This window comes from Vibrio sp. R10-SG3-ISO10, assembly GCF_059834185.1.
Map to the genome: position 1 here is coordinate 778,692 of NZ_JCBDHG010000022.1, position 19,733 is coordinate 798,424.

The following is a 19,733-nucleotide window of genomic DNA, read 5'->3' on the forward strand; positions in this document are numbered from 1 at the left end:
ACAATGCTGAACAATCTTAACCTCAATTTGCTCCGCTCTTTGCATGTCTTGCTCGAAGAGTGCCATGTTAGTCGAGCGGCAGAGCGTCTGCATATTACACAGTCTGCCATGAGCCGGCAGTTGTCGCAGCTACGTGAAACATGTGGCGATCCACTATTGGTTCGAGATGGGAACCAGTTGATACCAACACCCCGCGCGCTTGAGATGAAAGATAAACTGTGCGAGCTACTTGGCGAGTTTGACGCCTTGCTTGCCGATAAGCCATTTGATCCTCAAGTTTGGCAGCAAGAGTTTGTGCTATCTTCCAGTGATTATGTCGCTCAATACATAGTACCTGATGTGGTTTCTGTGGTTGTCGAGCAAGCGCCTAAAGTTAATATTGCCTATCGATTATGGCAGCCAGACTTTCTAAACCAGTTTGAGTCAACGGGCATTCACTTGGCTTCAACCATGTTGGCAGAAAAACCAGAAAACCTAAGTAGTGTAAAAATAGGGCAAGACAAGTCTGTCTGTTTGATGAGAGCTACTCACCCTCTTAGTGCAGCAACGAGTATGTCTTGTGAAGAGTTAGTCTCTTACCCTCATTTGAAAGTAACGGGGGGAGGAGACAAAGACTCCAATGCAGATATTGCCCTGAATAAGCTCGGATTTCGTCGCCGGATTGCGCTCAAGGTGCCGTTCTTCTCAGCAGCGGTTAATGCATTACGCAGCAGTGATTATCTTATGGTTGTGCCAGAACACATTGCGAGAAATTTAGCCAAAGAAGCCCAGCTTGTATACAAGCCTTTGCCTTTTGACACTGAAGCTCATCTCTATTGGCTAATGTGGCACCCTAAATATGATCAGGATAAGGCGCATCAATGGATGCGAGAAAAAGTGCTTCATGCGATGCAAACGTCACCATACTCTATCGGTATGATTTGAGATCATGATTGCTATGATTAACTTTGATTTCAATTCATTATCCGCATGCTTTAACGTGGCTGTTATTCACTAGTAATGAAACATATGATTTATAGGATTCTGGTATGACGTTCACGGTATGGTTGTCTCTATTCACGATTTGTATTCTCGGAGCCATGTCTCCTGGCCCAAGTCTGGCCATGGTTGCAAAACATAGCCTCGCCGGAGGGCGACTAAATGGTTTAGCCGCGGCTTGGGCACATGCATTCGGTATTGGTATTTATGCGTTTATCACCTTAATTGGCTTGGCGGTGGTACTTCAGCAATCTCCTTTGCTGTTTAAAACCATTAGCTATGCCGGTGCCGCCTACTTGGCTTATCTTGGTTACAATGCTTTACGCTCGAAAGGTGGTGTAGCAGCAAGGCTTGAATCCGGTGAGCAGACGAGTATCTGGCAGTCTGCCAAAGAAGGTTTTTTAATTTCTTTGCTTAGCCCAAAGATCGCGCTTTTCTTTATTGCGTTGTTTAGTCAGTTTGTAGCCGTGGGTGATAGTGTTGCTGCTAAAGGCTTGATTGTCTTGACCCCGCTAGTCGTAGATGGTTTATGGTACACCCTGATTACATTTTTACTTTCTAGTCCGAGATTAATTGATAAAATCCGCTCAAAAGCTTTGCTAATAGACCGACTGTCAGGCGCTGTTTTAATTTTGCTTGCTGTGCGCGTAATCCTGACGGTTTAATTCCCAGCACAAAAGGTCAGCAGACCCTAGTGCTTCGAAATTTCAACTAGATTTGATGGGTCTAGATTGGGTATTCATGTTAGCAAAGTGTCGTAAAAGGAGAATTAAGAATGATCAGACTGGCTATCATTGGTACTAACTGGATTACCGACCAATTTGTCGAAGCTGCTTTAAAAACAGGCGAATACCAATTAAGTGCGGTGTATTCACGTTCGTTAGAGAGTGCAGAGCGATTTGCGGAAAAGTACGCTTCGCCTGCTCTGTTTGATGATTTAGATCTACTCGCCGCATCGCCACTGTTTGATGCGGTTTATATTGCGAGCCCTAACATCTTGCATGGGCCGCAAGCGCTGCAAATGATGAAAGCGGGAAAACATATAATTGTCGAAAAGCCAATGGCATCGAATCTCGCTTTGGCGAAACAAATGTTTAAAGTGGCTGAAGAGAACAATGTGTTGTTATTCGAAGCCTTCATGTCTGCGCATATTCCTAACTTCAAACGCCTGAAGGATGAGCTGTCGTCGATTGGTCAGATCCGCAAGGGCTTTATCACTTACTGCCAATACTCTTCGCGCTATCCCAAGTACTTGGCGGGAGAAAACCCAAATACGTTTAATCCAGAATTTGCCAACGGCTCAATTATGGATATTGGCTTTTACTGTTTAAGCTCAGCGGTTGAACTGTTTGGTGAGCCGAAATCCGTTAAAGCTGCCGCTCAGCTTCTTGATTCTGGTGTCGATGGCAGTGGTAGCATTGTTCTCGAATACGATGGGTTTGAAGTGGTGCTTCAGCACTCGAAAACCAGTGATTCTTATTTACCTAGTGAGATTCAAGGTGAAGAAGGGGTATTGTTGATGGAGATGATATCAACCGCGAAGAAGTTGACTAAGTTTACACGTGGCAGTGATATTGGTATTGATCTTAGCGTTAAGCAAGAGCTCAACCCAATGTATTACGAAGCACTTGAATTTGCTTCCCAATTCAAGCAACAATCAATGAATTCAAGCTGCACTCAACGTTCGTTAATTGTAGCCAAACTGCTCGAGGAAATTCGTCGCCAAACGGGCGTGGTGTTTCCAACAGATAAAAAGAACTTTGCGAAAAAGAAATAGAGAGAGTCAGATGCAAGCGGAAGTAAAGTGGATTGAAGAATTTAAGTTTCTAGGACAATCGCAGTCAGGGCATTCTATCGTGATGGATGGCAATGGCGGAGCTACTGCTCCTAGCCCTATGGAAATGGTTTTGATGGCAGCGGGTGGCTGTAGTTCAGTTGATGTTGTCGATGGCCTAAAAGAAGCGGGTCAAGCAGTGACTGCCTGTAACGCAAAACTGACCACAGAGCGTCGTGAAACAGCACCGCGCATCTTCACACAAGTGAACATTCATTTTGAAGTCTCTGGTGACAATCTTTCTCCAGAAGTGGTCGCAAAGGTTGCTGCTGACTCTTTAGAGAAATATTGCTCTGTGTGTCTAATGCTAGGTAAAGGCATTGAAATGACGCACAGTTGGGAAATTATCTAACCCAAATTTAGCTGCTTAAGCCGAGCGCTAAGCTCGGCTTTTTTGTTTGAGAAAATCAAAATGATCAACAGTTCTCATAAGTTCACCATTGCAGGCGTCGTCGCTATCCTTCTATGGAGTAGCGTTATGGGCTTTGCTCGAGCGGTGACTGAAATGCTAGGCCCAATTGGCGGAGCGGCATCGATCTACACAGTGGCATCGATATTTCTCATCATGGTAATGGGCGTACCGAAAGTACGTAACTACTCTTTACGCTACGTGATGATTGGTGGTGGATTGTTTGTTGCCTATGAGATTTGTCTTGCGTTAGCACTGGCAATGGCGAACTCGCGTCAGCAAGCCATTGAAATGTTAGTGATTAATTATTTATGGCCTGCGCTGACAGTACTACTGGCCGTAATAACAAGTGGTAAGAAAACCAGTGTTTGGGTGTACCCAAGTATTGCTCTGGCTTTTTTTGGCGTTGCTTGGAGCATAACAGGCGAACAAGGCCTCTCAATGGCCCAAATTGCTGCAAATGTAGCGACTAACCCAACAACCTACACCATGGCCTTTGTTGGCGCTTTTTTATGGGCTATCTATTGCAATTTAACCAAGCGTATTTCGAATGGGCAGAACGCCATTACTCTCTTTTTCATTATGACGGCAATAACGCTGTGGATTAAGTATGCGCTAAGTAGTGAAACGGGAATGACGCTTAATCTTGAATCAGGTGGGTTGCTGCTGATTTCAGGAATTGCCATGGGCAGTGGTTATGCTCTTTGGAATTATGCCATTATTGGTGGGAACATGGTGTTGCTTGCGACGCTCTCCTATTTCACTCCAGTTCTCTCGACGGTGATCTCTTCCTTTATTCTTGGGTTGGTACTTACCCAGAGCTTCCTACAAGGTGTGGTGATGGTCACTATTGGTTCTCTGATGTGCTGGTGGGTGACTAGGGAAAAAGCTCAGCGCGCAGAGTAGGTTTAGGTTTACCAATAAATCTCAATGGGTGTGCCAGGGGTGACCAGTTTCAGCAGTTCGTCCATTTCTTGATTGCTAATTGCAATACACCCATCTGTCCAGTCAAAGCTTTGCACATAGTTGACTGGACGAGTTTCTCCATTTTTTAAACCATGAATCTTAATGTTGCCACCCGGGTCTAAGCTTAAAGAACTCGCATAGGCGATGTCTTTCGCATTTGGGTAGCTGATATGAATTGAACGGTGAAATTCGGAGTCTTCAATGATGAAATCTAGGTAGTAGCGACCTTCCGGTGTGCGTTGATCACCTTCATGGATTTTGTGCCCCTTAGGACGCTTGCCAAGAGCAATACGAAACTCTTTAACGACTTGGTCATTATCGATCAAGTACATGCGTCTCTTTGACTTATCAACCTTCACGAGGTCAACGTCAGCAAATGCTGGAAAACACAGGCTTGCGCCTAGTATGTAAAGCCACTTCCTCAAAAGAACAGTCCTTTCCTCTCTACTTTTACCAGTGTAAAACACTTGGTAGGGGCTTGGCATCAGTAGATTTCAAACTATCACCGAAAAGTTGAGCTGCAACGAAAATGAAATTTATGGAAACAAGATCATACAAAATGCAGTAGGTATCATATATGGACAACTTGGTTGGAGCTATTTGCGAGTCACTTAACAACCGCCTGCAAATATAATTGATTGCATACCCCTAGCTGATACGTTTTATCCGTATAGCAATAATAATATATTCAGGCTAGGGTTATGCTTCCACGAGTGCTTCTCAAAGATATTTTGTCTGCTAGAAATCAACGGTTTCTGGCTAACTCCTTGTTTCAATACTTGGACGAATTGGTCGAGCCTGAAAGCATTGGTGTGTTTGCAGAGCGAACGAGTGAATCCGGTCAGAAATTCCTATTTAAACGTGGCTTACCAACGACGATTGCCTCTTATCCAGAAACATTCTGGGCATGGGTGTCTCAGTTTGATACTTCAGATGGTCTGATTCCTTTGGCTATGAACACTTGTCATTGGGAATATACCGAGATAATGGACAAAGACAGCTATGTCTTTATGCTCGATAACCATCCAGAAATGCGTACTTATCTAATCATTGAAGGCCTAAAAGTCGAGAGGCTCAATGAACTTAACCAAACGCTTCATTTAGATTCCTTACAAGTCATCGCATCTCGTTGGCAATGTGTACGTGCAGAGGCTGAAGCAGCGAGAGAGTTTAAGCAACGTGATATCAAAGAAGCGAAGTATTTAGATGTGATTAAGCAGCGAGAGTTGTTTATCGACAATATGAAGCTTGTACAAGAGGTGGCGGTAGAGATTTCTAATCCAGCTAATTTAGATGAGCTGTATCGTTTAGCAGTAGAAGTCATCCGGGATAAGCTAGGATTCGACCGAGCGGTGTTTATGCTGCTCGACATCAAAAAACGTTGTTTTAGTGGTACTTATGGGACGGACGAAGAAGGCAAAACGGTTAGTGAGCACCACACCCAGTATGATCTTCATCAGCTTGAAGAGACCTATATTGATGCTCTATTTGAAGGGAAAGAGAACCTAGTCATCGTCGAGGAAGCACCTTTATATACTGCGGGAAACGTCGTTGGACAGGGATGGAATGGGATGTTGATTTTGCGCGATGGCGACGAAATCATAGGTTGGATTGCGATGGACAACTATATTAATCGGACGCCCATTACTTCTTATCAGCGCCAAATGCTAGAGTCGTTTGGCTCTTTACTCTCACAAATATACATTCGTAAGCGTCAAGAGCAAAACGTGCGTATGCTTCACGCTAGCATGGTTGAACTCTCGCGTTGTATGACTGTCAGTGAAGTCTGTAAATCTGCAGTTACGTTTGCCATTAATCGTTTAGGAATCGATCGCTTTGCCGTGTTTCTCACCGACAAAGATTGCACCCATATGCAAGGCACTTGGGGAACGGATATTCGCGGTAATATCGTTGATGAATCTTACTACCGATCTGAAACCGTAGATCGGTCTATTGTCCGAGCAGCGCAAACTAACCCCAATGAAGTGGTATTTGAGGAATCGGTACCTATTTACCACGACTTTCATATTGTTGGCTTTGGTTGGACAGCGATGACGATGTTGGTAAGTAATAGTGGTGAACCTATAGCGTTTATAGCGGCAGATAATCTGATTAAACGATCTCCTTTAACCCATCAATTGCGTGAAGTGATACGCATGTTCTCTTCCAATCTAACCGAAGTCTTGTTACGTACTCGTGCGCAACAGGCCATCCACGAGTTAAATGAGAATCTCGAAAAAGAGGTGAAAGCGCGAACGAGAGAGCTGCAAAAAGCCAATGAACAGTTAGAGACCATGGCTAAACTCGATCCATTAACTCGACTAGGCAATCGTCGAATGCTTGAATCCCTGCTGGAAGAGATTTGCTTTGAATGCGATGAAACACCAAATTGCTATGGTTTGATTCTAGTCGACATCGACCACTTTGGTTTGTACAACAACCACTATGGGCATATGCAGGGTGATATCGCTTTGATGCGTATTGGCAGTATTTTACAAAACTATACCCAATCTGAACGCGAAGTCTTTTGTCGTATCGGTGGAGAAGAGTTTGCACTGCTGATCTCTAGCCAAGAACCTGACAAGGTGCATCATTTATCTGAAAGCATTCGAGATAGAATTGAGAAAGAGAACATAACGCATGAGCAAAGCACGATTCATGAATCTCTGACCGTATCTATTGGGTTCTCGGTAATGGAGCTGAATCAAAATGAGTTTAGTTTTGACAAATTATACAGCTCAGCTGATAAGTCACTTTATGTAGCAAAAAACAAAGGACGCAATCAGGTTATGGGTACCGTATCTTTGCTCGCTAGTGCTTAAGAGAGCACATTCTAAGTTCACATACCGCACGGTAAAAGGTGCGATGTGGTATGTTTGTTGCCGTAATTTTCTGAAAGCAATATATATTTGACTTAATATCATTAATTGGAATGCTATTCTCAATAATGATATTAAGTTTTCTCATACCGTTTTTTCTTACTATTCCTGCTACTTTAAAATCCTAGCACCCCCAATTTAAATAGCCTTCCTTTACTTGCTAAACCCTCTTTCAAACTGGCTTTAACAGTCACTAAAAAATAAAAAACACCATTCATTAACTGTGTTTATTGGTGCGTGAAGTTGTTTTTATTTTCAATGAAACACTGTTTTTTTCTTTGACAAAAGAAAAATAATCTCTATAGTGCGATGTCGAACTACGGCGAGGGAACGCTAACTATTGATAATTTTTATTTAATACTTAGAAGGTAATGAAAATGAAAAAGGTTCTTTCTGTAGCAGCAGTAGCACTAGCTCTTTCAGCAACAGCAGTACAAGCTCACGAAGGTTTTTACGCGGGTACTAGCTACCAAGCAGCGGACTTTAAAATTAAAGCTGAAGGCGCGCAAAAAATCAAAGCACATACGCTCAACATTGTTGCTGGTTATGACTTCAACCAGTACCTAGCGGTTGAAGGTCGTGTAGGTGTTCCTGTATCAAAGCAGACTATCGAAGCTTTTGAGTTTAAGCCGGGGACTTCTTATGCACTATTTGGTAAAGGTACGTTACCAATCAATGATATGTTTAGTGTTTATGGACTTGCTGGTTACGGTAAATCACCTATGAACGCTAAAATCACAGGTACTGATTATAAAGGTAAGCTTGACAAAGGCAGTTTCCAATACGCTGCTGGTGTAGAAGTAAACTTTACTCCACAAATCGCAATGACAGCTGAGTACGGTGTATATGGGTACGGTAAAAAAACTGTAGACTCAGTTGATTACAAATACGATACAAAAGGTTTCAACCTAGGTATCAAATACAAGTTCTAATCTGAACCTGTCTTAAAATATTTGTTGTATTAGAAAGCCGCTTAGTTAAGCGGCTTTCTAATACATGAAGTAATTACAGAGGAGGGAGCTGGTCTTTGTGTTGAACCGAACCAGACTGTTTCTCTGCTTGTTTGATTAGCTGGATAAGCTCTTTTGCCTGCCAAATTTGGCTTGAACTTGAGTATTGGCTTTGGTTCATTGCAGCGACTTGTTTATCGATCTTTTGCTTGAGTTCTGGGCTACTGCAAGAGTGCTCATCTAACCAAGTTCTCACTAAAAAGCTGGCTTTGACTTTGTCATCTTCTTTTAGAGCTTTAACAAGCTTGTCTGCTGTAGTGCTCGTTTTCTGAACTGGAGTGTTAACTTGCGGTGATCTTTGACGGTTTCTAAATAAAAAGAGTAAAGTTGCAAACCATAAAGCAGCGAACAGCGCAGTTAAATAAGGCCAATAACCGGCATCATAGAGCGTAACGGTTTTGGTTGTTGGTTGAGGCGTAACAGGTGAACCGATGGGCTCATTGTTCAGTGCAAAAGCTGGCGCAACATCAAGACTCAACCCGTTCAAAACGGACTCTTGGGCTGAACTGTCACTGCTGTTCCACCAGTTTAGCTTGATGTCGTTAAGCTTAACCTCACCTTCTTGCTCGGCGATAATGACTTGCTTAATGGTCATGCGTGTAACGCCATTCGATAATTCACTGAACTTTGGTTTCTCTTGATACACCCTAACAGAGCGTGGGTAATTCACCTTAATTTCAGGAAACCGCTCACTGGCTAGACCTTGAATATCAAGGTTTATCTCACGAGTAATGGATTCCCCGACGCGTGTAGAGTGTGCGGCAGAAGCATCAATTTGCTCGCCATTTGAATCTTGCCATTGTTGTGACAGTGAAAGTGATGCAGCAGGAAGCCATTTCCCTTTGTAATCAGCGGGGATGGGCTTTACCTTAATTGTGAACTGTTTGGCAGGGGTATTGGCGGATACCAGTTTAGTGGTCCCTGTGCGATCATCGCCGTAAACGACGCTGCCTTTAAACCCTATTCCACTCAACGTGAACTCTCCGGCAGCATCGGCAGTGACGCGATAACTTTGATCCAATACCGTCACTTCAACGCCGTCTAACACACTTTGGTATTGTTTTGGCTCACCTAGCGCAACAAGCGAAACCCCTTGTGCCTTTGGCGGAATAACATTTGGATTCTGTAGACGACGTGGATCCGCTTTAACGATCAATCTCGTTGTCAGTGTAGCGCTTTCATTTGGGTAGAGCTGAGACTTGCTTAACTGACTTTGTACCTCAATCAAGTCGCTAATTTTGGGCTCGTTGCTATCTACAGATACTTGGATTTCAATTGGCTTTGAAGATGAGCCATCTAGAATGAAGGCGGGAATAGTTGCAACACCGAGACGCTGAGGTGCGAGGGTAATGTTCCATTCACTTCGAGTAGAACGGTCGCCGTTAATGATATTAACTGAACTACCAAAACTCGGGCGACCTAGATAAAAATCTTGCTCTAGCGAGCTAAAATCTAGTGCGTCCGATGACACCTTTTTGTCCACTACAATGCGAAGTTGAAACACTTCGTTCTTGACCACTTTGTTTTTGCTCACTGTTGCCAACACGTTAGTTGCCAAAGCCAGCGGGCTGACTAAAGTGGCTAGCAGAGTAAATAGGGCAACAGTCAGTCTATTTTGCTTATTCATTACCATTTCTTACCTGTATCTTGTGGAGGCTGTTTTTGTTGAGCTTGAAGAATCATTTGAGCGCGCAATAGGCGACTAGGATCGCGAGCGCTTTCTACTTGCTGGAGCTTTCTAAGCTCTGGTTCAATGGGTTGCTGATTATCGTCATTTGATAATGAAGCGGATGATTCAGGCGGTTGCGACTGTTGCTCATTAGTAGGCTGCTCTTTCAGACTAGATGAGTCGCTCTGATGTTCCGATTTCTGCTCAGAGCCTTTAGACTGCTCATCTGAACCTTGCTTAGAGGGTTTGTTTTGCTCGGATTCTTTTGCCTCATTAGATTGCTGGTTCGCCTCGGATTGCGCATTATCCGAACTGTCATCGCTTGATTGAGAGTTTTCTTGATTGGAAGATTGTGACTGCTGAGAGTCATTTCTTTGTTGACTCTGATTGTTGCTCGAATCACCTTGTTGCTGTTGCTGTTGCTGTTGCTGTTGCTGTTGCTGTTGCTGTTGCTGTTGCTGTTGCTGCGCTTGGCGCACGACATCCAGATTGTGCTTAGCGTCTTGGTTATTCGGGTCTTGTTCAAGAATCGATTGGTAGAGTTCAACGGCTTTATCAAACTGGCGGTTTTGCGCATAGGCATTTGCCAAGTTATAGCGTCCCTCCGCACTTGCTGTCCCTTTTAAAGATTCAATAGCACCTGCAAAATCTTGTGCTTGGTACTTTGCAATCCCTTTCCAATCTGGTTGACTGAATAGCTCTGCAGCCTTGCCGTACTCTTTGTTCTCAAAATAGTGCATAGCTTGTTGGTCATTATTAAGCCAAGGGTTTGCCATCACAGGCTTAGGAGACAGAAGTGGTATCAACACCAAAGCTGCACTAAAAAATAATCCTTTGCGGAACATCAATAGAGCGGGAACAATCAGTAGCGGTAAAAGCCAATACCCTTGGTTGACTTGGTCAGTAATGGTTTGATCTTTGCTTAGGCTGCCTGTTGAGTCGATATGTGATGTGATTTGAGCGATTTTCTCTACATCTTGATTGGTTACTTGAACTGGAACGAAATAACCATTGGTCGAGTTGGCAAGCGCTCTCATATTGTCAAAGTTAGACTTTGCCACTACCGGCTGACCATTGTCTTTCGTCATCAATGTTCCGTCGTCAAGCTTGATAGGAGCGCCTGCGCGTGAACCGATACCAAGAACAATCAAGCGCCAAGAAGAGTTTTGTAGCAGGTTTTCCACCTCGCTGCGTTCATTGTCATCGATGTCATCAGCTACGAGAACAATATCGCCTTTGGCTAGGCCAATGTTAGTCATCATCTCTATCGCTAGTTTTACTCCTGAGGCCGCATTCGCTCCGGGGTAGGGCATAAGTTCAGGTGCAAGGTTCGGGATCAGGTTTGCAATAGTTTGTGCGTCACTAGTCATAGGACTAATGCGATAAGCATCACCCGCATAGGCAACCAACCCAGTGCTGCCTTCCTGCCAGCTGGCAAGTAGGTCAGATACTTTATATTTCGCTTGGGTTAGTCGATTTGGCTTAATGTCTGTCGCATACATCGACATCGACATATCCATCACGACAACGCGAGCCGTCGTGTTAGCAAAACTTGGTCGTTCTTGCTTACTAAAACTTGGTCCTGCGAGTGCAACAATGGCAATAAATCCACTGATGGCAACAGTGTTTAGCGTCAGTCTGCTTACATGTTTAGATTGTACGCCTATCGCCTTGGCTAAATGCGGAGCAATAAGAGTTTGCGAACGATTTCGTTTGAACAGCCAAACAATAATGCCTATCCAAGGCACTAGGGCGAGCAACCACATAGGGTAGAGGAAAAGAAAGCTAGACATGATTCCTCCTGATGATGAGTAGTAGAGAAAAAGCAAACAGGGCTATGGTCAGTGGCAGACCAAACCACTCTGTTTGTGGTCGCCAGGTTTGAGTTGCAGTAGTGACTGGTTCTAGGCGGTTGATCGTGTCGTAGATGGTTGCCAATTCTTCTGCATTGCGGGCTCGGAAGTACTGACCTCCGGTGATATTGGCAATTTCCTTGAGGGTTTTCTCATCGAGGTCTTGGGCTGTGTTTACTTTACGAGTCATAAAGAACTCTTTGACCATCATCTCTCCAGCACCAACGCCTATGGTATAGATAGTCGCGTTATACTTTTTAGCAATTTGGGCGGCTTCAATAGGATCGAGTACACCCGATGTGTTGCTACCATCGCTGAGTAAAACCATCACTCTTTGCGGGGCATCGCTGTCGATAAACGTTTTTGTTGCTAACCCGATACCTTCGCCAATCGCAGTTTTGTCGCCGATCAGTCTCAATACCAACGAGTTTACCTGCTCAGAAATGGTATTACGGTCAAGCGTTAAAGGGGTTTGAAGGTAGGCATGGTCAGCAAAGAGCACCACGCCAAGTCGGTCTCCCTTACGTTGTTTGGCGAACTCACTCACTACATGTTTAACAGCGCTTAGGCGGTCAATATATTCGCCTTGAGCATCTTTCATATCCTTTTGACTCATAGAGTATGAAAGATCGAGTACTAGCATAAGGTCTCTGTGCTTTGGCGATGTCGTAACGGGTTCACCGTACCAAACAGGTCGCGCGAATGCCGTGATAAGAGTAAGCCATACCAAACAAGTGAGCAGCTTGGGCAAGCGATTGTTTGGGATAGTTTCGCTTGCCGACGTTGGTAGATAGGGTAGTTGGATTGGTGCCGTTGATTTCGTCGCGGGCACTAAAAAGTAAATCAATAGTGGCAAAGGCAAAAGCAAAAATGCCCACCACCAGACGAAGCTAATATTAGCCACGTGAGTGACCCCTTCTTTTCTTTGGTGGTAATGCTTGGCTGACCCATTCACTGCAATCCAGTATCAACTCTGCAGAATTGGCAATAGGCTGCTTGCTGTACAATGCTTGCTGCCAGGCTTCGTAGTTGTCGCTGAAACGCGGAGTGGTTAATTGGCTGTCGAGAAACAGATACCAATCTTTCCCTGTTAGCTGAGCAATCTCTTCCCGAGGGAAGTAACACAGTGCGGCTTGTCTAACCAACTCAATCGCTTCAGACGGTTTTTGATCTTGCGCGAGCAAACGTAAGGCTGTCTTCTTAGGCGCTAGGCGTTTTTTGTTCCATCTCATTATTAACCAAGTTGCTAAGGTTAGCGTTAGCAAGCCACCAATCAGAGCCCACCATCCCCAAGCGAGTGGTAACCACGCCGGTGGCTCCGGTAAATGCATCGGGTTTAGGGGCAAAAGTGATGTTTGAGTCTCAGAGCTCATAGTTAAAATCCATGTAATTGTTGAGTCAAAGCAGCATCGCTAGAGAGCGAGGAGAAACTGATGCCCATCCTTAGGGCCATTTGTTGTAGTTGAATCTGCTGCTGTTCGAACGCCTGTTCTATGCCGAGGCGTGTCTTGTTAGAAGAAAAATCAAGCCAGCGAGTTTGTTGCTTATTGGAGACTTGCTCTGTGCCACGATAAGCGGTTTGCCCTCGTTCTAGCGGGTCATAAATCTGAATTATTCGAACGCGATTGTGCTGGCTTAGGCGGCTAAGTTTGGACTCATGAGTTTGGGTGAATCGAGAAAAGTCGCTCAAGAGTATGATCTCGCTGCCTTTAGGACAAACACGTGCGAGCGATTGCAAGGCATGACTCACATCATAATCTGACTCTTTTTTTGCAGATAACAGTTGTTGATGCAAACTCACCAGAGACTGAGTTAAAGCCAACGCCCCTTTATTTCGCGACGTTGGTTTGAGTTCAATGAGTTGGTGCCCCGTATCGATAACCGCGCCAACCCTGTCTTGCTGAGAGACACTAAGCCAAGCGATCAAACTTGCCATATGTGCCATCTGCACAGACTTCAGCATTAAGGTAGAACCAAATAACATAGAGGCGGATAAGTCGAGATAGAGCATGATTGGCTTTTCACGCTCTTCAGAAAACAGCTTGGTGTGCGGTTTTCCGGTACGCGCAGTAACTCGCCAATCGATAGCACGAATATCGTCGCCTGCTTGATACTGACGCACCTCGCTAAAGTCCATACCACGACCGAGCTGTCGACTCTGGTGTTGTCCAAGCATCTGTGACCATAAACTCTTGGCAGGTGGCAGCCATTTAACACATTGCTGCTTGTAGTAAAGCAGCTCATCCAGTGTCAGGTTCACGCCATCGCTATAGGGAGGCAAAGCATTTTGCATATCCACTGACCTAAGCACTGCCAACGAGCGAGAGTAACTTATTGATGACTTGATTCGGGTGAATTCCTTCCGCTTGCGCTTGATAGCTGAGTAACAATCTATGACGTAAAACAGGGAACGCCATGGCTTGTACATCTTCAGGTGAGACAAAGTCTCGACCGTTTAACCAAGCGTGAGCACGAGCGCATCGGTCGAGAGCAATCGTTGCGCGTGGGCTGACACCCATCTCAAGCCACTGATTCAATGAATCATCGTACTGGCTCGGGTTTCGGGTCGCCATAACCAAACGAATGATATATTGCTCGATCGATTCTGCCATATGAATATCTAGCACCGATTGGCGGGCTGCAAAGATGTCGGCTTGAGAAAGGGTTGGAGGTGTAATGCCCAAATCGCCTTTCGCTTCACCTCTATTCAGGCGCAGAATCTCTAACTCACTCTCGGCGTCAGGGTAGCTTACATCTAGGTGGATTAAGAATCTGTCTAATTGAGCTTCTGGTAGAGGGTAAGTACCTTCTTGCTCTATTGGGTTTTGTGTCGCCATAACCAAAAACAACTCTGGAAGCTTGTAGGTATTGCGACCGGCTGTAATTTGTTTCTCAGCCATTGCTTCAAGCATGGCCGCTTGAACTTTTGCAGGAGCACGGTTGATCTCATCAGCTAAGATCAGTGAGTTAAAAATAGGCCCGGATTGAAAGGTAAACTCGCCAGTTTCTGGACGAAAGATGTCGGTCCCGGTCAGATCTGCTGGAAGTAGGTCGGGTGTAAACTGGATTCGATGGAAATCGCCTTCGATGCAATCTGCTAAGGATTTAACCGCGCGCGTTTTTGCTAATCCAGGAGGACCTTCGACTAAAATATGACCGTCAGCGAGCAATGCAACAAGCAGTTGGTTCACCAGTTCGCTCTGACCAATGATTTGGCTATTTAGGTATTCGCGCAATTGTTGTAGAGCGTGTGAATTCATGATCTTGTTTCTCCTCATTTTTTCACTTAGTAGCTCGCGAGATTAAAAAGTTCCACTGGAGATAAAGGTAATTTATCTGGTTGATGAAAATGCCATCAGCGTAGTTTGATTGAACTTAAACAAATTCCTTAATTTCAGTTAGTTAAAATATGGGGACGAAATCCTCAAATCCAACTTTTCAATATTGAAATCTTACCTCGCATGAACTGTTTTTAGAGGGTGAATAAAAACTATTCATCTGGTGATTAATTCGTAAAGAAATTTGTCAATTAGCCGATATACTAAGCTAATTGGAGTCATAGCTCTTTTCGTAAGCGCTTTGCCAATCTATCAATAAACAATTGCTTTTTAAGGCAGGTATAATGAAATTGAACTCAATTAGCATAAAACAGAAAGTGGTCGCAGGGATCACCTTCGCTGTTTTAGCATCGACCATTATTGTTGGAGTGATGGCTCAGCGCCAAGCTCGCGAAGTACTTGAGCACCGACTGATTGATATTGAGCTGCCTTCAATGCTCGAACAGATCAGTAGCCAGATTGATAACGAGGTTAGCCAACTATTACTGGCCGCTAAGCAACTTGCCAACAATGAGTTTATTAAAGAAGCGATAAACACCACAAATATCGCTCCTGAAGACGAAGCTCGTTTGATTAAGCAACTGAACAATGTGCGTTCCCAATATGACCTAAACGACGCGTCGGTCGCCAATAGAGATACTGCTTACTATTGGAACCAGAATGGATTCTTACGTCAGCTGAATCAACAGCAAGATGGTTGGTTCTTTGGCTTTACGCAATCAGGCAATGAGACTTCGGTCAGTATTTTCCAAGAGGCAAATGGTGATGTGAAAATGTTCACGAACTACCAAGTGTTAAATGGTATGTCGATGTCTGGTTTGTCTAAGTCTATGGACGACATGGTTGGACTCTTGAACGGCTTTAAGATTGAAGATACTGGATTTGTATTTCTATCTGATGCTCAAGGAACGGTGCAGATTCATCGTGACAGTAGTAAATCGAAATCGACGTTAGCAAAACTTTTTGGTGGTGAATCATCAGTGCTATTGGGTAAATCAAGTTTTAACCTGATTAGTACCGACTATGAGGGGCAAAACGTGTTTGTTGCCAGTACCTATGTCCCTTCTATGGATTGGTTTGTGGTTGGCGTAGTCCCTGTCGATGAGGTCTTTGCCGATCTGAATGCTGTTGCAAAGCAGATGATGTTTACCACCATTATCGTTGCTGGTCTTTTCATCTTCATGGGTATCTTCCTCGCAAATAGCATTGCACGCCCTATCCGAGAGATCGCATCACGATTTGCAGACTTAGGTAAGGGTGATGGCGATTTGTCGCAACGTATCGAGATAAAAGGTACAGACGAAATCGGTCAACTTTCAGAAGGCTTCAATGGATTTATTGAGAAGATTCATGATTCGATGAAAGAAGTCGCCTCAACGAGTCACGCCCTTCAATCTGCAGCAGATGGCGTATCAAGTAAAGCGAATACTACCCATGACAACAGCCAAATTCAGCGTGATCAAACTATTCAAGTGGTCACTGCTATCAATGAGATGGGTGCGACCATAAGTGAAATCGCGGGCAACGCGGCTACGGCGGCGGAAACTGCGAATCATGCATCTGATAACACTGAAGTGGGCCAGAATGTTGTTAATCAAGCAAAAGATGCAATTAGCCGCCTTGCGCTTGATATCGAGAATACCGGCCAAGTTGTCGAGCAGCTCGCATCAACGACGCAAGAGATTGGGTCGATTTTGGATGTTATTCGAGATATCTCAGAGCAAACTAACTTACTCGCACTGAATGCTGCGATTGAGGCAGCGCGAGCGGGTGAGCAAGGTCGTGGTTTTGCTGTGGTGGCGGATGAAGTTCGTAATCTGGCGAGTCGTACTGCAGACTCGACGGAAGAGATTCAGAAGATGATCAATCAGCTGCAAAGCGATGCGAAAGATGCAGTAACCGCGATGGAAGCGGGTAAGAGTGTCACGAGCGAAGGTGTTTCAGCTTCAGATGAGGCAGTTGAGGTTCTGGTAAATATCTCAGAGCGCATTCATGATATCTCAGATCGTAACACTCAAGTCGCCACTGCAACGGAAGAGCAGTCTACCGTGGTTCACACCATCAATCAGAACATCGAAGAGATCAATGCGATTAATGAAGTCACCACGGGCACTGCAGAAGAGTTGGCAGCAGCGAGTGCGGAGCTTAAAGAACTTTCTGCTCGTCTTGATACTATGGTAGGTAGCTTCAAGCTATAGCCTCTTCAGAGACTGGCATTACTGGGTCTAAGTCGGTAAACTTAGACCCAGTTTTTATTTATAGGGTAAGTGAAGTCATGAGTGATTTCGAAAAAGAGCTAGAGCAGATGTCTCAAGAGATGGGCAGCGAGCCTGAAGTGGCACTACCATCTTTAGACGAGCAAAAAGCCATTGCTGCGGAGCTGAAAAAGCTTGAAGCAGAAGGCAAGCTAACACCAGAAGTTCTTGAAGAGTACTTTGGTAAGTTTTACGCAAAAACAGATACGCCAATTCACTAAGACGAAATGTCTTAAGCGTATTTATTCCAATCTCCTAAGTCGCCTCAGGCGGCTTTTTTGTTGCCTATCATAAAAAGGGTTAATCATGTTCATCTTCGTTCGTTTGCTCAAGCTCGTTATTATCTGCGCGGTGTTTTTTACCATCTATGACTTTATCGCGTTTGGCGAGATTACATGGGTTGAACGTTTACTGGAAACGCTTGGTCTCTAGTGGACAGCGCGGTTTACTCGTTAGGCAATATTAGGGGCACGTCTGACCCTAATATGAGGTTAAGTTGTCGCTAAAATTGGCGCGGTGCGAACTCTGTTTTAGTTTGAGATTTTTGCTGGGCTTGCATCTCTCTTTTGGCGGCAATAACGCGGTTTTTACCCATCATAACCTTAATTTGATACCAGGTTTCAAGGCACAGCGCCCAGCCAGGATTAGACCACCAGGTCTTGTGATACAGTTTCTTAGTTGCTGCGATCGCATCTGGAGAGCGATTCGCGCATTCTAATGCGAGCTTGTAGGCCTCATCATAAGGCTGATCAGATATTTTCGTGACTAGGCCATACTGCTGAGCCGTTTCTGCATCGATTTCTTTGGCTGTCATAGCTAATTCCAATGTATGGTCTTGGCGCATCAACTCACGAAATGCGAGAGCACCTCCCATATCGGGAATCAGTCCCCATTTACCTTCGAGAATTGAAAACTTTGTCTTTGGGTGTGCAATCCTAAAATCTCCACCGCTTGCCAATTGTAAGCCGCCACCCCAACAGCGTCCGTGGAGTGCAAAGATAACGGGGCAGGGGATGTCTCGCCACCCGACAGAAAAATACTGGGCATCATTTGCTCGAGTTGGCCACCACTTAAACAGTAGTTTGATGGCGCCTTTTTTATTGTGCATCAGTGATTTAACATCAAGACCCGAGCAAAAATCACTGCCATTGGCTTTTACGATGACGGCCCTAATGCCTCTATTGTGCTTGAGCTGTTTAATGGTGTGCTTTACAGCGTTAAACATCTCCATATCAATCGCATTCATCTTTTCGCTACGGTTAAGTGTTACTGTTGCAATCCTATTGTTATCTATGTCGCAAATAACTCTTGGCTGGTCTGGCATTGAACTCGCTCCTTTTCTGGTCTTACCAGTAATGTAACTAGATTGTTAATTGGATAAAATCGAATGGGGTCGGTTTTGAGCTTCAGATTAGGTTTTTATGTATGTTAGGAGTAGTTTTCACTCGTACCTAGTCGCACTAGAAATCGGAACTGAGTTTCACTATTCACTTAACTTGCTCGGGTTATAGTCCCTAAAGTCTAACTTTAATTCTTGCTATGGTTTAGACTAAAGTATTGGTTGTATTAATAAAGGTGCAGTAATGGATTTAGCGAGTAGATTGAACCTTCTGTTGGAAATCTCGAGAACAGGCTCATTCGCTAAAGCAGCTGAAAGACTAAATGTGGATCGCTCGGTGTTATCAAAGCAAGTCAAACAGCTTGAAGAGCACTTAGGCGTGAAACTGATAAACCGTACTACGCGCTCTATGTCGCTCACAAGCGTTGGTAAAAGGGTGGTTGAGCAAGCAGAAAAAGTCAGCCAAGTTTTGGAAGAAACCGTAGACATAGCCCATTCATACCACAGTGAGCCATCTGGGCATTTGCGGGTTTCAAGTTCTGTTTTGTTTGGTCGAGCCTATTTACAAAAAGTCGTCGAGTGTTTTCTACAACGATTCCCTAAAGCAACCGTTGAGCTGTTGCTTAGCGATGAGCTGGTGGATGTGGTCAGTGAAGGGTTCGATCTTGTTTTTAGAATTGGCCCAATGAGAGACTCGTCGATGATTGCGCGTCATCTCACCGAGAATAAGTCTGCAATCATTGCGTCGAAAGAGTTTGTTGAAAAATACGGGATGCCTCAAACGCCTGAAGAGCTGGCGGAACTGCCTGGCGTCATTTATGCGAACAAGCACTTTGTCGTCGATAAATTGCAGTTTGTCGATCGTGAGTCGGGGCAAACGTCTGTTTATCCAATCAAGTATAGTTATCGGGTCAATGAGGCGGATTTAATACTTGCCAGTGTAAAAGCATCAATGGGATATGCGCAGATTGCTCAATTTATGCTTGCTGAAGACATGGAAAAGCAAGGTATCGTTCAATTGCTCCCCGATTATACTTTGGCTTCGTTTGGTGATATTCACGCGATTTATACGCACAGGAAACAGTCAATATTGGCGACATCATTCATTGAAATTGCGCGAGAGGTGATTGGTACACCACCAGTATGGGAGCGTAATTTTAAATCTTGATTCGAATGAAGCAGAAGCAAAAGCCCGATTGAGCG

General features: G+C 44.4%; 19 protein-coding genes. 11 read left to right on the forward strand and 8 right to left on the reverse strand.

All coding sequences use genetic code 11. The features are described from left to right. The first annotated feature begins 3 nt into the window (after positions 1-3). From AC6R16_RS17040 to yddG, 5 genes are all read left to right on the forward strand, one after another. Complete coding sequence (locus AC6R16_RS17040) at positions 4-924, forward strand: LysR family transcriptional regulator (protein WP_500675165.1); 921 nt, start codon at positions 4-6, stop codon at positions 922-924. 104 nt (positions 925-1,028) lie between these two features. Continuing rightward, the gene (locus AC6R16_RS17045) at positions 1,029-1,643 is read left to right on the forward strand and encodes a LysE family translocator (protein ID WP_500675166.1); all 615 of its coding nucleotides are present in this window, start codon (positions 1,029-1,031) and stop codon (positions 1,641-1,643) included. A 110-nt stretch (positions 1,644-1,753) separates the two neighbouring features. Next, positions 1,754-2,755, forward strand: coding sequence for a Gfo/Idh/MocA family protein (locus tag AC6R16_RS17050; protein ID WP_500675167.1), 1,002 nt, complete (start codon positions 1,754-1,756; stop codon positions 2,753-2,755). 10 nt (positions 2,756-2,765) lie between these two features. Then, on the forward strand, positions 2,766-3,164 hold the full coding sequence (locus AC6R16_RS17055) for an OsmC family protein (RefSeq protein WP_069668372.1): 399 nt from the start codon (positions 2,766-2,768) through the stop codon (positions 3,162-3,164). A gap of 60 nt (positions 3,165-3,224) precedes the next feature. Next, positions 3,225-4,127: an aromatic amino acid DMT transporter YddG gene (yddG, locus tag AC6R16_RS17060; RefSeq protein WP_500675168.1), complete on the forward strand. Its 903-nt coding sequence runs from the start codon at positions 3,225-3,227 to the stop codon at positions 4,125-4,127. A gap of 8 nt (positions 4,128-4,135) precedes the next feature. On the opposite strand, the gene AC6R16_RS17065 is transcribed toward yddG, so the two are convergent. After that, positions 4,136-4,612, reverse strand: a complete 477-nt coding sequence (locus AC6R16_RS17065; RefSeq protein WP_500675169.1) for a L,D-transpeptidase family protein — start codon at positions 4,610-4,612, stop codon at positions 4,136-4,138. Positions 4,613-4,888: 276 nt separating this feature from the next. Between AC6R16_RS17065 and AC6R16_RS17070 the strand changes: the two genes are divergently transcribed. Together AC6R16_RS17070 and AC6R16_RS17075 are read left to right on the forward strand one after the other, a co-directional pair. Beyond that, the gene (locus tag AC6R16_RS17070) at positions 4,889-7,009 is read left to right on the forward strand and encodes a sensor domain-containing diguanylate cyclase (protein WP_500675170.1); all 2,121 of its coding nucleotides are present in this window, start codon (positions 4,889-4,891) and stop codon (positions 7,007-7,009) included. A 434-nt stretch (positions 7,010-7,443) separates the two neighbouring features. Then, positions 7,444-7,998, forward strand: coding sequence for a porin family protein (locus AC6R16_RS17075; protein WP_500675171.1), 555 nt, complete (start codon positions 7,444-7,446; stop codon positions 7,996-7,998). 73 nt (positions 7,999-8,071) lie between these two features. Here AC6R16_RS17075 and AC6R16_RS17080 read toward each other — a convergent pair whose 3' ends face one another. The 6 genes from AC6R16_RS17080 to AC6R16_RS17105 are packed head-to-tail and all read right to left on the reverse strand — an operon-like array spanning position 8,072 to position 14,858. Beyond that, on the reverse strand, positions 8,072-9,703 hold the full coding sequence (locus tag AC6R16_RS17080; RefSeq protein ID WP_500675172.1) for a BatD family protein: 1,632 nt from the start codon (positions 9,701-9,703) through the stop codon (positions 8,072-8,074). Continuing rightward, complete coding sequence (locus AC6R16_RS17085) at positions 9,703-11,538, reverse strand: vWA domain-containing protein (protein ID WP_500675173.1); 1,836 nt, start codon at positions 11,536-11,538, stop codon at positions 9,703-9,705. Before AC6R16_RS17085 ends, AC6R16_RS17080 begins: the two co-directional genes overlap by 1 nt. Beyond that, positions 11,531-12,502: a vWA domain-containing protein gene (locus AC6R16_RS17090; protein ID WP_500675174.1), complete on the reverse strand. Its 972-nt coding sequence runs from the start codon at positions 12,500-12,502 to the stop codon at positions 11,531-11,533. The genes AC6R16_RS17085 and AC6R16_RS17090 overlap by 8 nt, the downstream gene beginning before the upstream one ends. Then, positions 12,495-12,971, reverse strand: coding sequence for a DUF4381 domain-containing protein (locus tag AC6R16_RS17095; RefSeq protein WP_500675175.1), 477 nt, complete (start codon positions 12,969-12,971; stop codon positions 12,495-12,497). Before AC6R16_RS17095 ends, AC6R16_RS17090 begins: the two co-directional genes overlap by 8 nt. A 2-nt stretch (positions 12,972-12,973) precedes the next feature. Beyond that, positions 12,974-13,891 (reverse strand): DUF58 domain-containing protein, encoded by a 918-nt coding sequence (locus tag AC6R16_RS17100; RefSeq protein ID WP_500675176.1) that lies wholly within the window; start codon positions 13,889-13,891, stop codon positions 12,974-12,976. A 10-nt stretch (positions 13,892-13,901) separates the two neighbouring features. Then, a complete protein-coding gene (locus tag AC6R16_RS17105) occupies positions 13,902-14,858 on the reverse strand; it encodes an AAA family ATPase (protein WP_494504377.1) in 957 nt (318 codons plus the stop codon). A 362-nt stretch (positions 14,859-15,220) separates the two neighbouring features. Here AC6R16_RS17105 and AC6R16_RS17110 point away from each other — a divergent pair, with 362 nt between their 5' ends. The 3 genes from AC6R16_RS17110 to AC6R16_RS17120 all read left to right on the forward strand — a co-directional run bounded on the left by AC6R16_RS17110 (position 15,221) and on the right by AC6R16_RS17120 (position 17,623). After that, positions 15,221-17,134, forward strand: coding sequence for a methyl-accepting chemotaxis protein (locus AC6R16_RS17110; protein ID WP_500675177.1), 1,914 nt, complete (start codon positions 15,221-15,223; stop codon positions 17,132-17,134). A gap of 77 nt (positions 17,135-17,211) precedes the next feature. Beyond that, on the forward strand, positions 17,212-17,412 hold the full coding sequence (locus AC6R16_RS17115) for a hypothetical protein (RefSeq protein WP_004745480.1): 201 nt from the start codon (positions 17,212-17,214) through the stop codon (positions 17,410-17,412). Positions 17,413-17,497: 85 nt separating this feature from the next. Continuing rightward, positions 17,498-17,623 carry a hypothetical protein gene (locus AC6R16_RS17120; RefSeq protein WP_500675178.1) on the forward strand — a complete coding sequence of 42 codons (126 nt, stop codon included), beginning with the start codon at positions 17,498-17,500 and terminating at the stop codon, positions 17,621-17,623. 70 nt (positions 17,624-17,693) lie between these two features. Here the strand turns inward: AC6R16_RS17120 and AC6R16_RS17125 are convergent, their stop codons facing one another. Next, the gene (locus AC6R16_RS17125; RefSeq protein WP_500675179.1) at positions 17,694-18,515 is read right to left on the reverse strand and encodes a crotonase/enoyl-CoA hydratase family protein; all 822 of its coding nucleotides are present in this window, start codon (positions 18,513-18,515) and stop codon (positions 17,694-17,696) included. A 259-nt stretch (positions 18,516-18,774) separates the two neighbouring features. On the opposite strand from AC6R16_RS17125, the gene AC6R16_RS17130 reads away from it, so the two are divergent. After that, positions 18,775-19,698, forward strand: coding sequence for a LysR family transcriptional regulator (locus AC6R16_RS17130; protein ID WP_500675180.1), 924 nt, complete (start codon positions 18,775-18,777; stop codon positions 19,696-19,698). Positions 19,699-19,733: the final 35 nt, after the last annotated feature.

Coding starts and splice junctions, on each gene's coding strand:
- AC6R16_RS17115 (WP_004745480.1), top strand. CDS start 17,212: ATGAGTGATTTCGAAAAAGAGCTAGAGCAGATGTCTCAAGAGATGGGC.
- AC6R16_RS17075 (WP_500675171.1), top strand. CDS start 7,444: ATGAAAAAGGTTCTTTCTGTAGCAGCAGTAGCACTAGCTCTTTCAGCA.
- AC6R16_RS17080 (WP_500675172.1), bottom strand. CDS start 9,703: ATGAATAAGCAAAATAGACTGACTGTTGCCCTATTTACTCTGCTAGCC.
- AC6R16_RS17070 (WP_500675170.1), top strand. CDS start 4,889: ATGCTTCCACGAGTGCTTCTCAAAGATATTTTGTCTGCTAGAAATCAA.
- AC6R16_RS17105 (WP_494504377.1), bottom strand. CDS start 14,858: ATGAATTCACACGCTCTACAACAATTGCGCGAATACCTAAATAGCCAA.
- AC6R16_RS17110 (WP_500675177.1), top strand. CDS start 15,221: ATGAAATTGAACTCAATTAGCATAAAACAGAAAGTGGTCGCAGGGATC.
- AC6R16_RS17045 (WP_500675166.1), top strand. CDS start 1,029: ATGACGTTCACGGTATGGTTGTCTCTATTCACGATTTGTATTCTCGGA.
- yddG (WP_500675168.1), top strand. CDS start 3,225: ATGATCAACAGTTCTCATAAGTTCACCATTGCAGGCGTCGTCGCTATC.
- AC6R16_RS17130 (WP_500675180.1), top strand. CDS start 18,775: ATGGATTTAGCGAGTAGATTGAACCTTCTGTTGGAAATCTCGAGAACA.
- AC6R16_RS17055 (WP_069668372.1), top strand. CDS start 2,766: ATGCAAGCGGAAGTAAAGTGGATTGAAGAATTTAAGTTTCTAGGACAA.
- AC6R16_RS17040 (WP_500675165.1), top strand. CDS start 4: ATGCTGAACAATCTTAACCTCAATTTGCTCCGCTCTTTGCATGTCTTG.
- AC6R16_RS17050 (WP_500675167.1), top strand. CDS start 1,754: ATGATCAGACTGGCTATCATTGGTACTAACTGGATTACCGACCAATTT.
- AC6R16_RS17100 (WP_500675176.1), bottom strand. CDS start 13,891: ATGCAAAATGCTTTGCCTCCCTATAGCGATGGCGTGAACCTGACACTG.
- AC6R16_RS17120 (WP_500675178.1), top strand. CDS start 17,498: ATGTTCATCTTCGTTCGTTTGCTCAAGCTCGTTATTATCTGCGCGGTG.
- AC6R16_RS17085 (WP_500675173.1), bottom strand. CDS start 11,538: ATGTCTAGCTTTCTTTTCCTCTACCCTATGTGGTTGCTCGCCCTAGTG.
- AC6R16_RS17125 (WP_500675179.1), bottom strand. CDS start 18,515: ATGCCAGACCAGCCAAGAGTTATTTGCGACATAGATAACAATAGGATT.
- AC6R16_RS17095 (WP_500675175.1), bottom strand. CDS start 12,971: ATGAGCTCTGAGACTCAAACATCACTTTTGCCCCTAAACCCGATGCAT.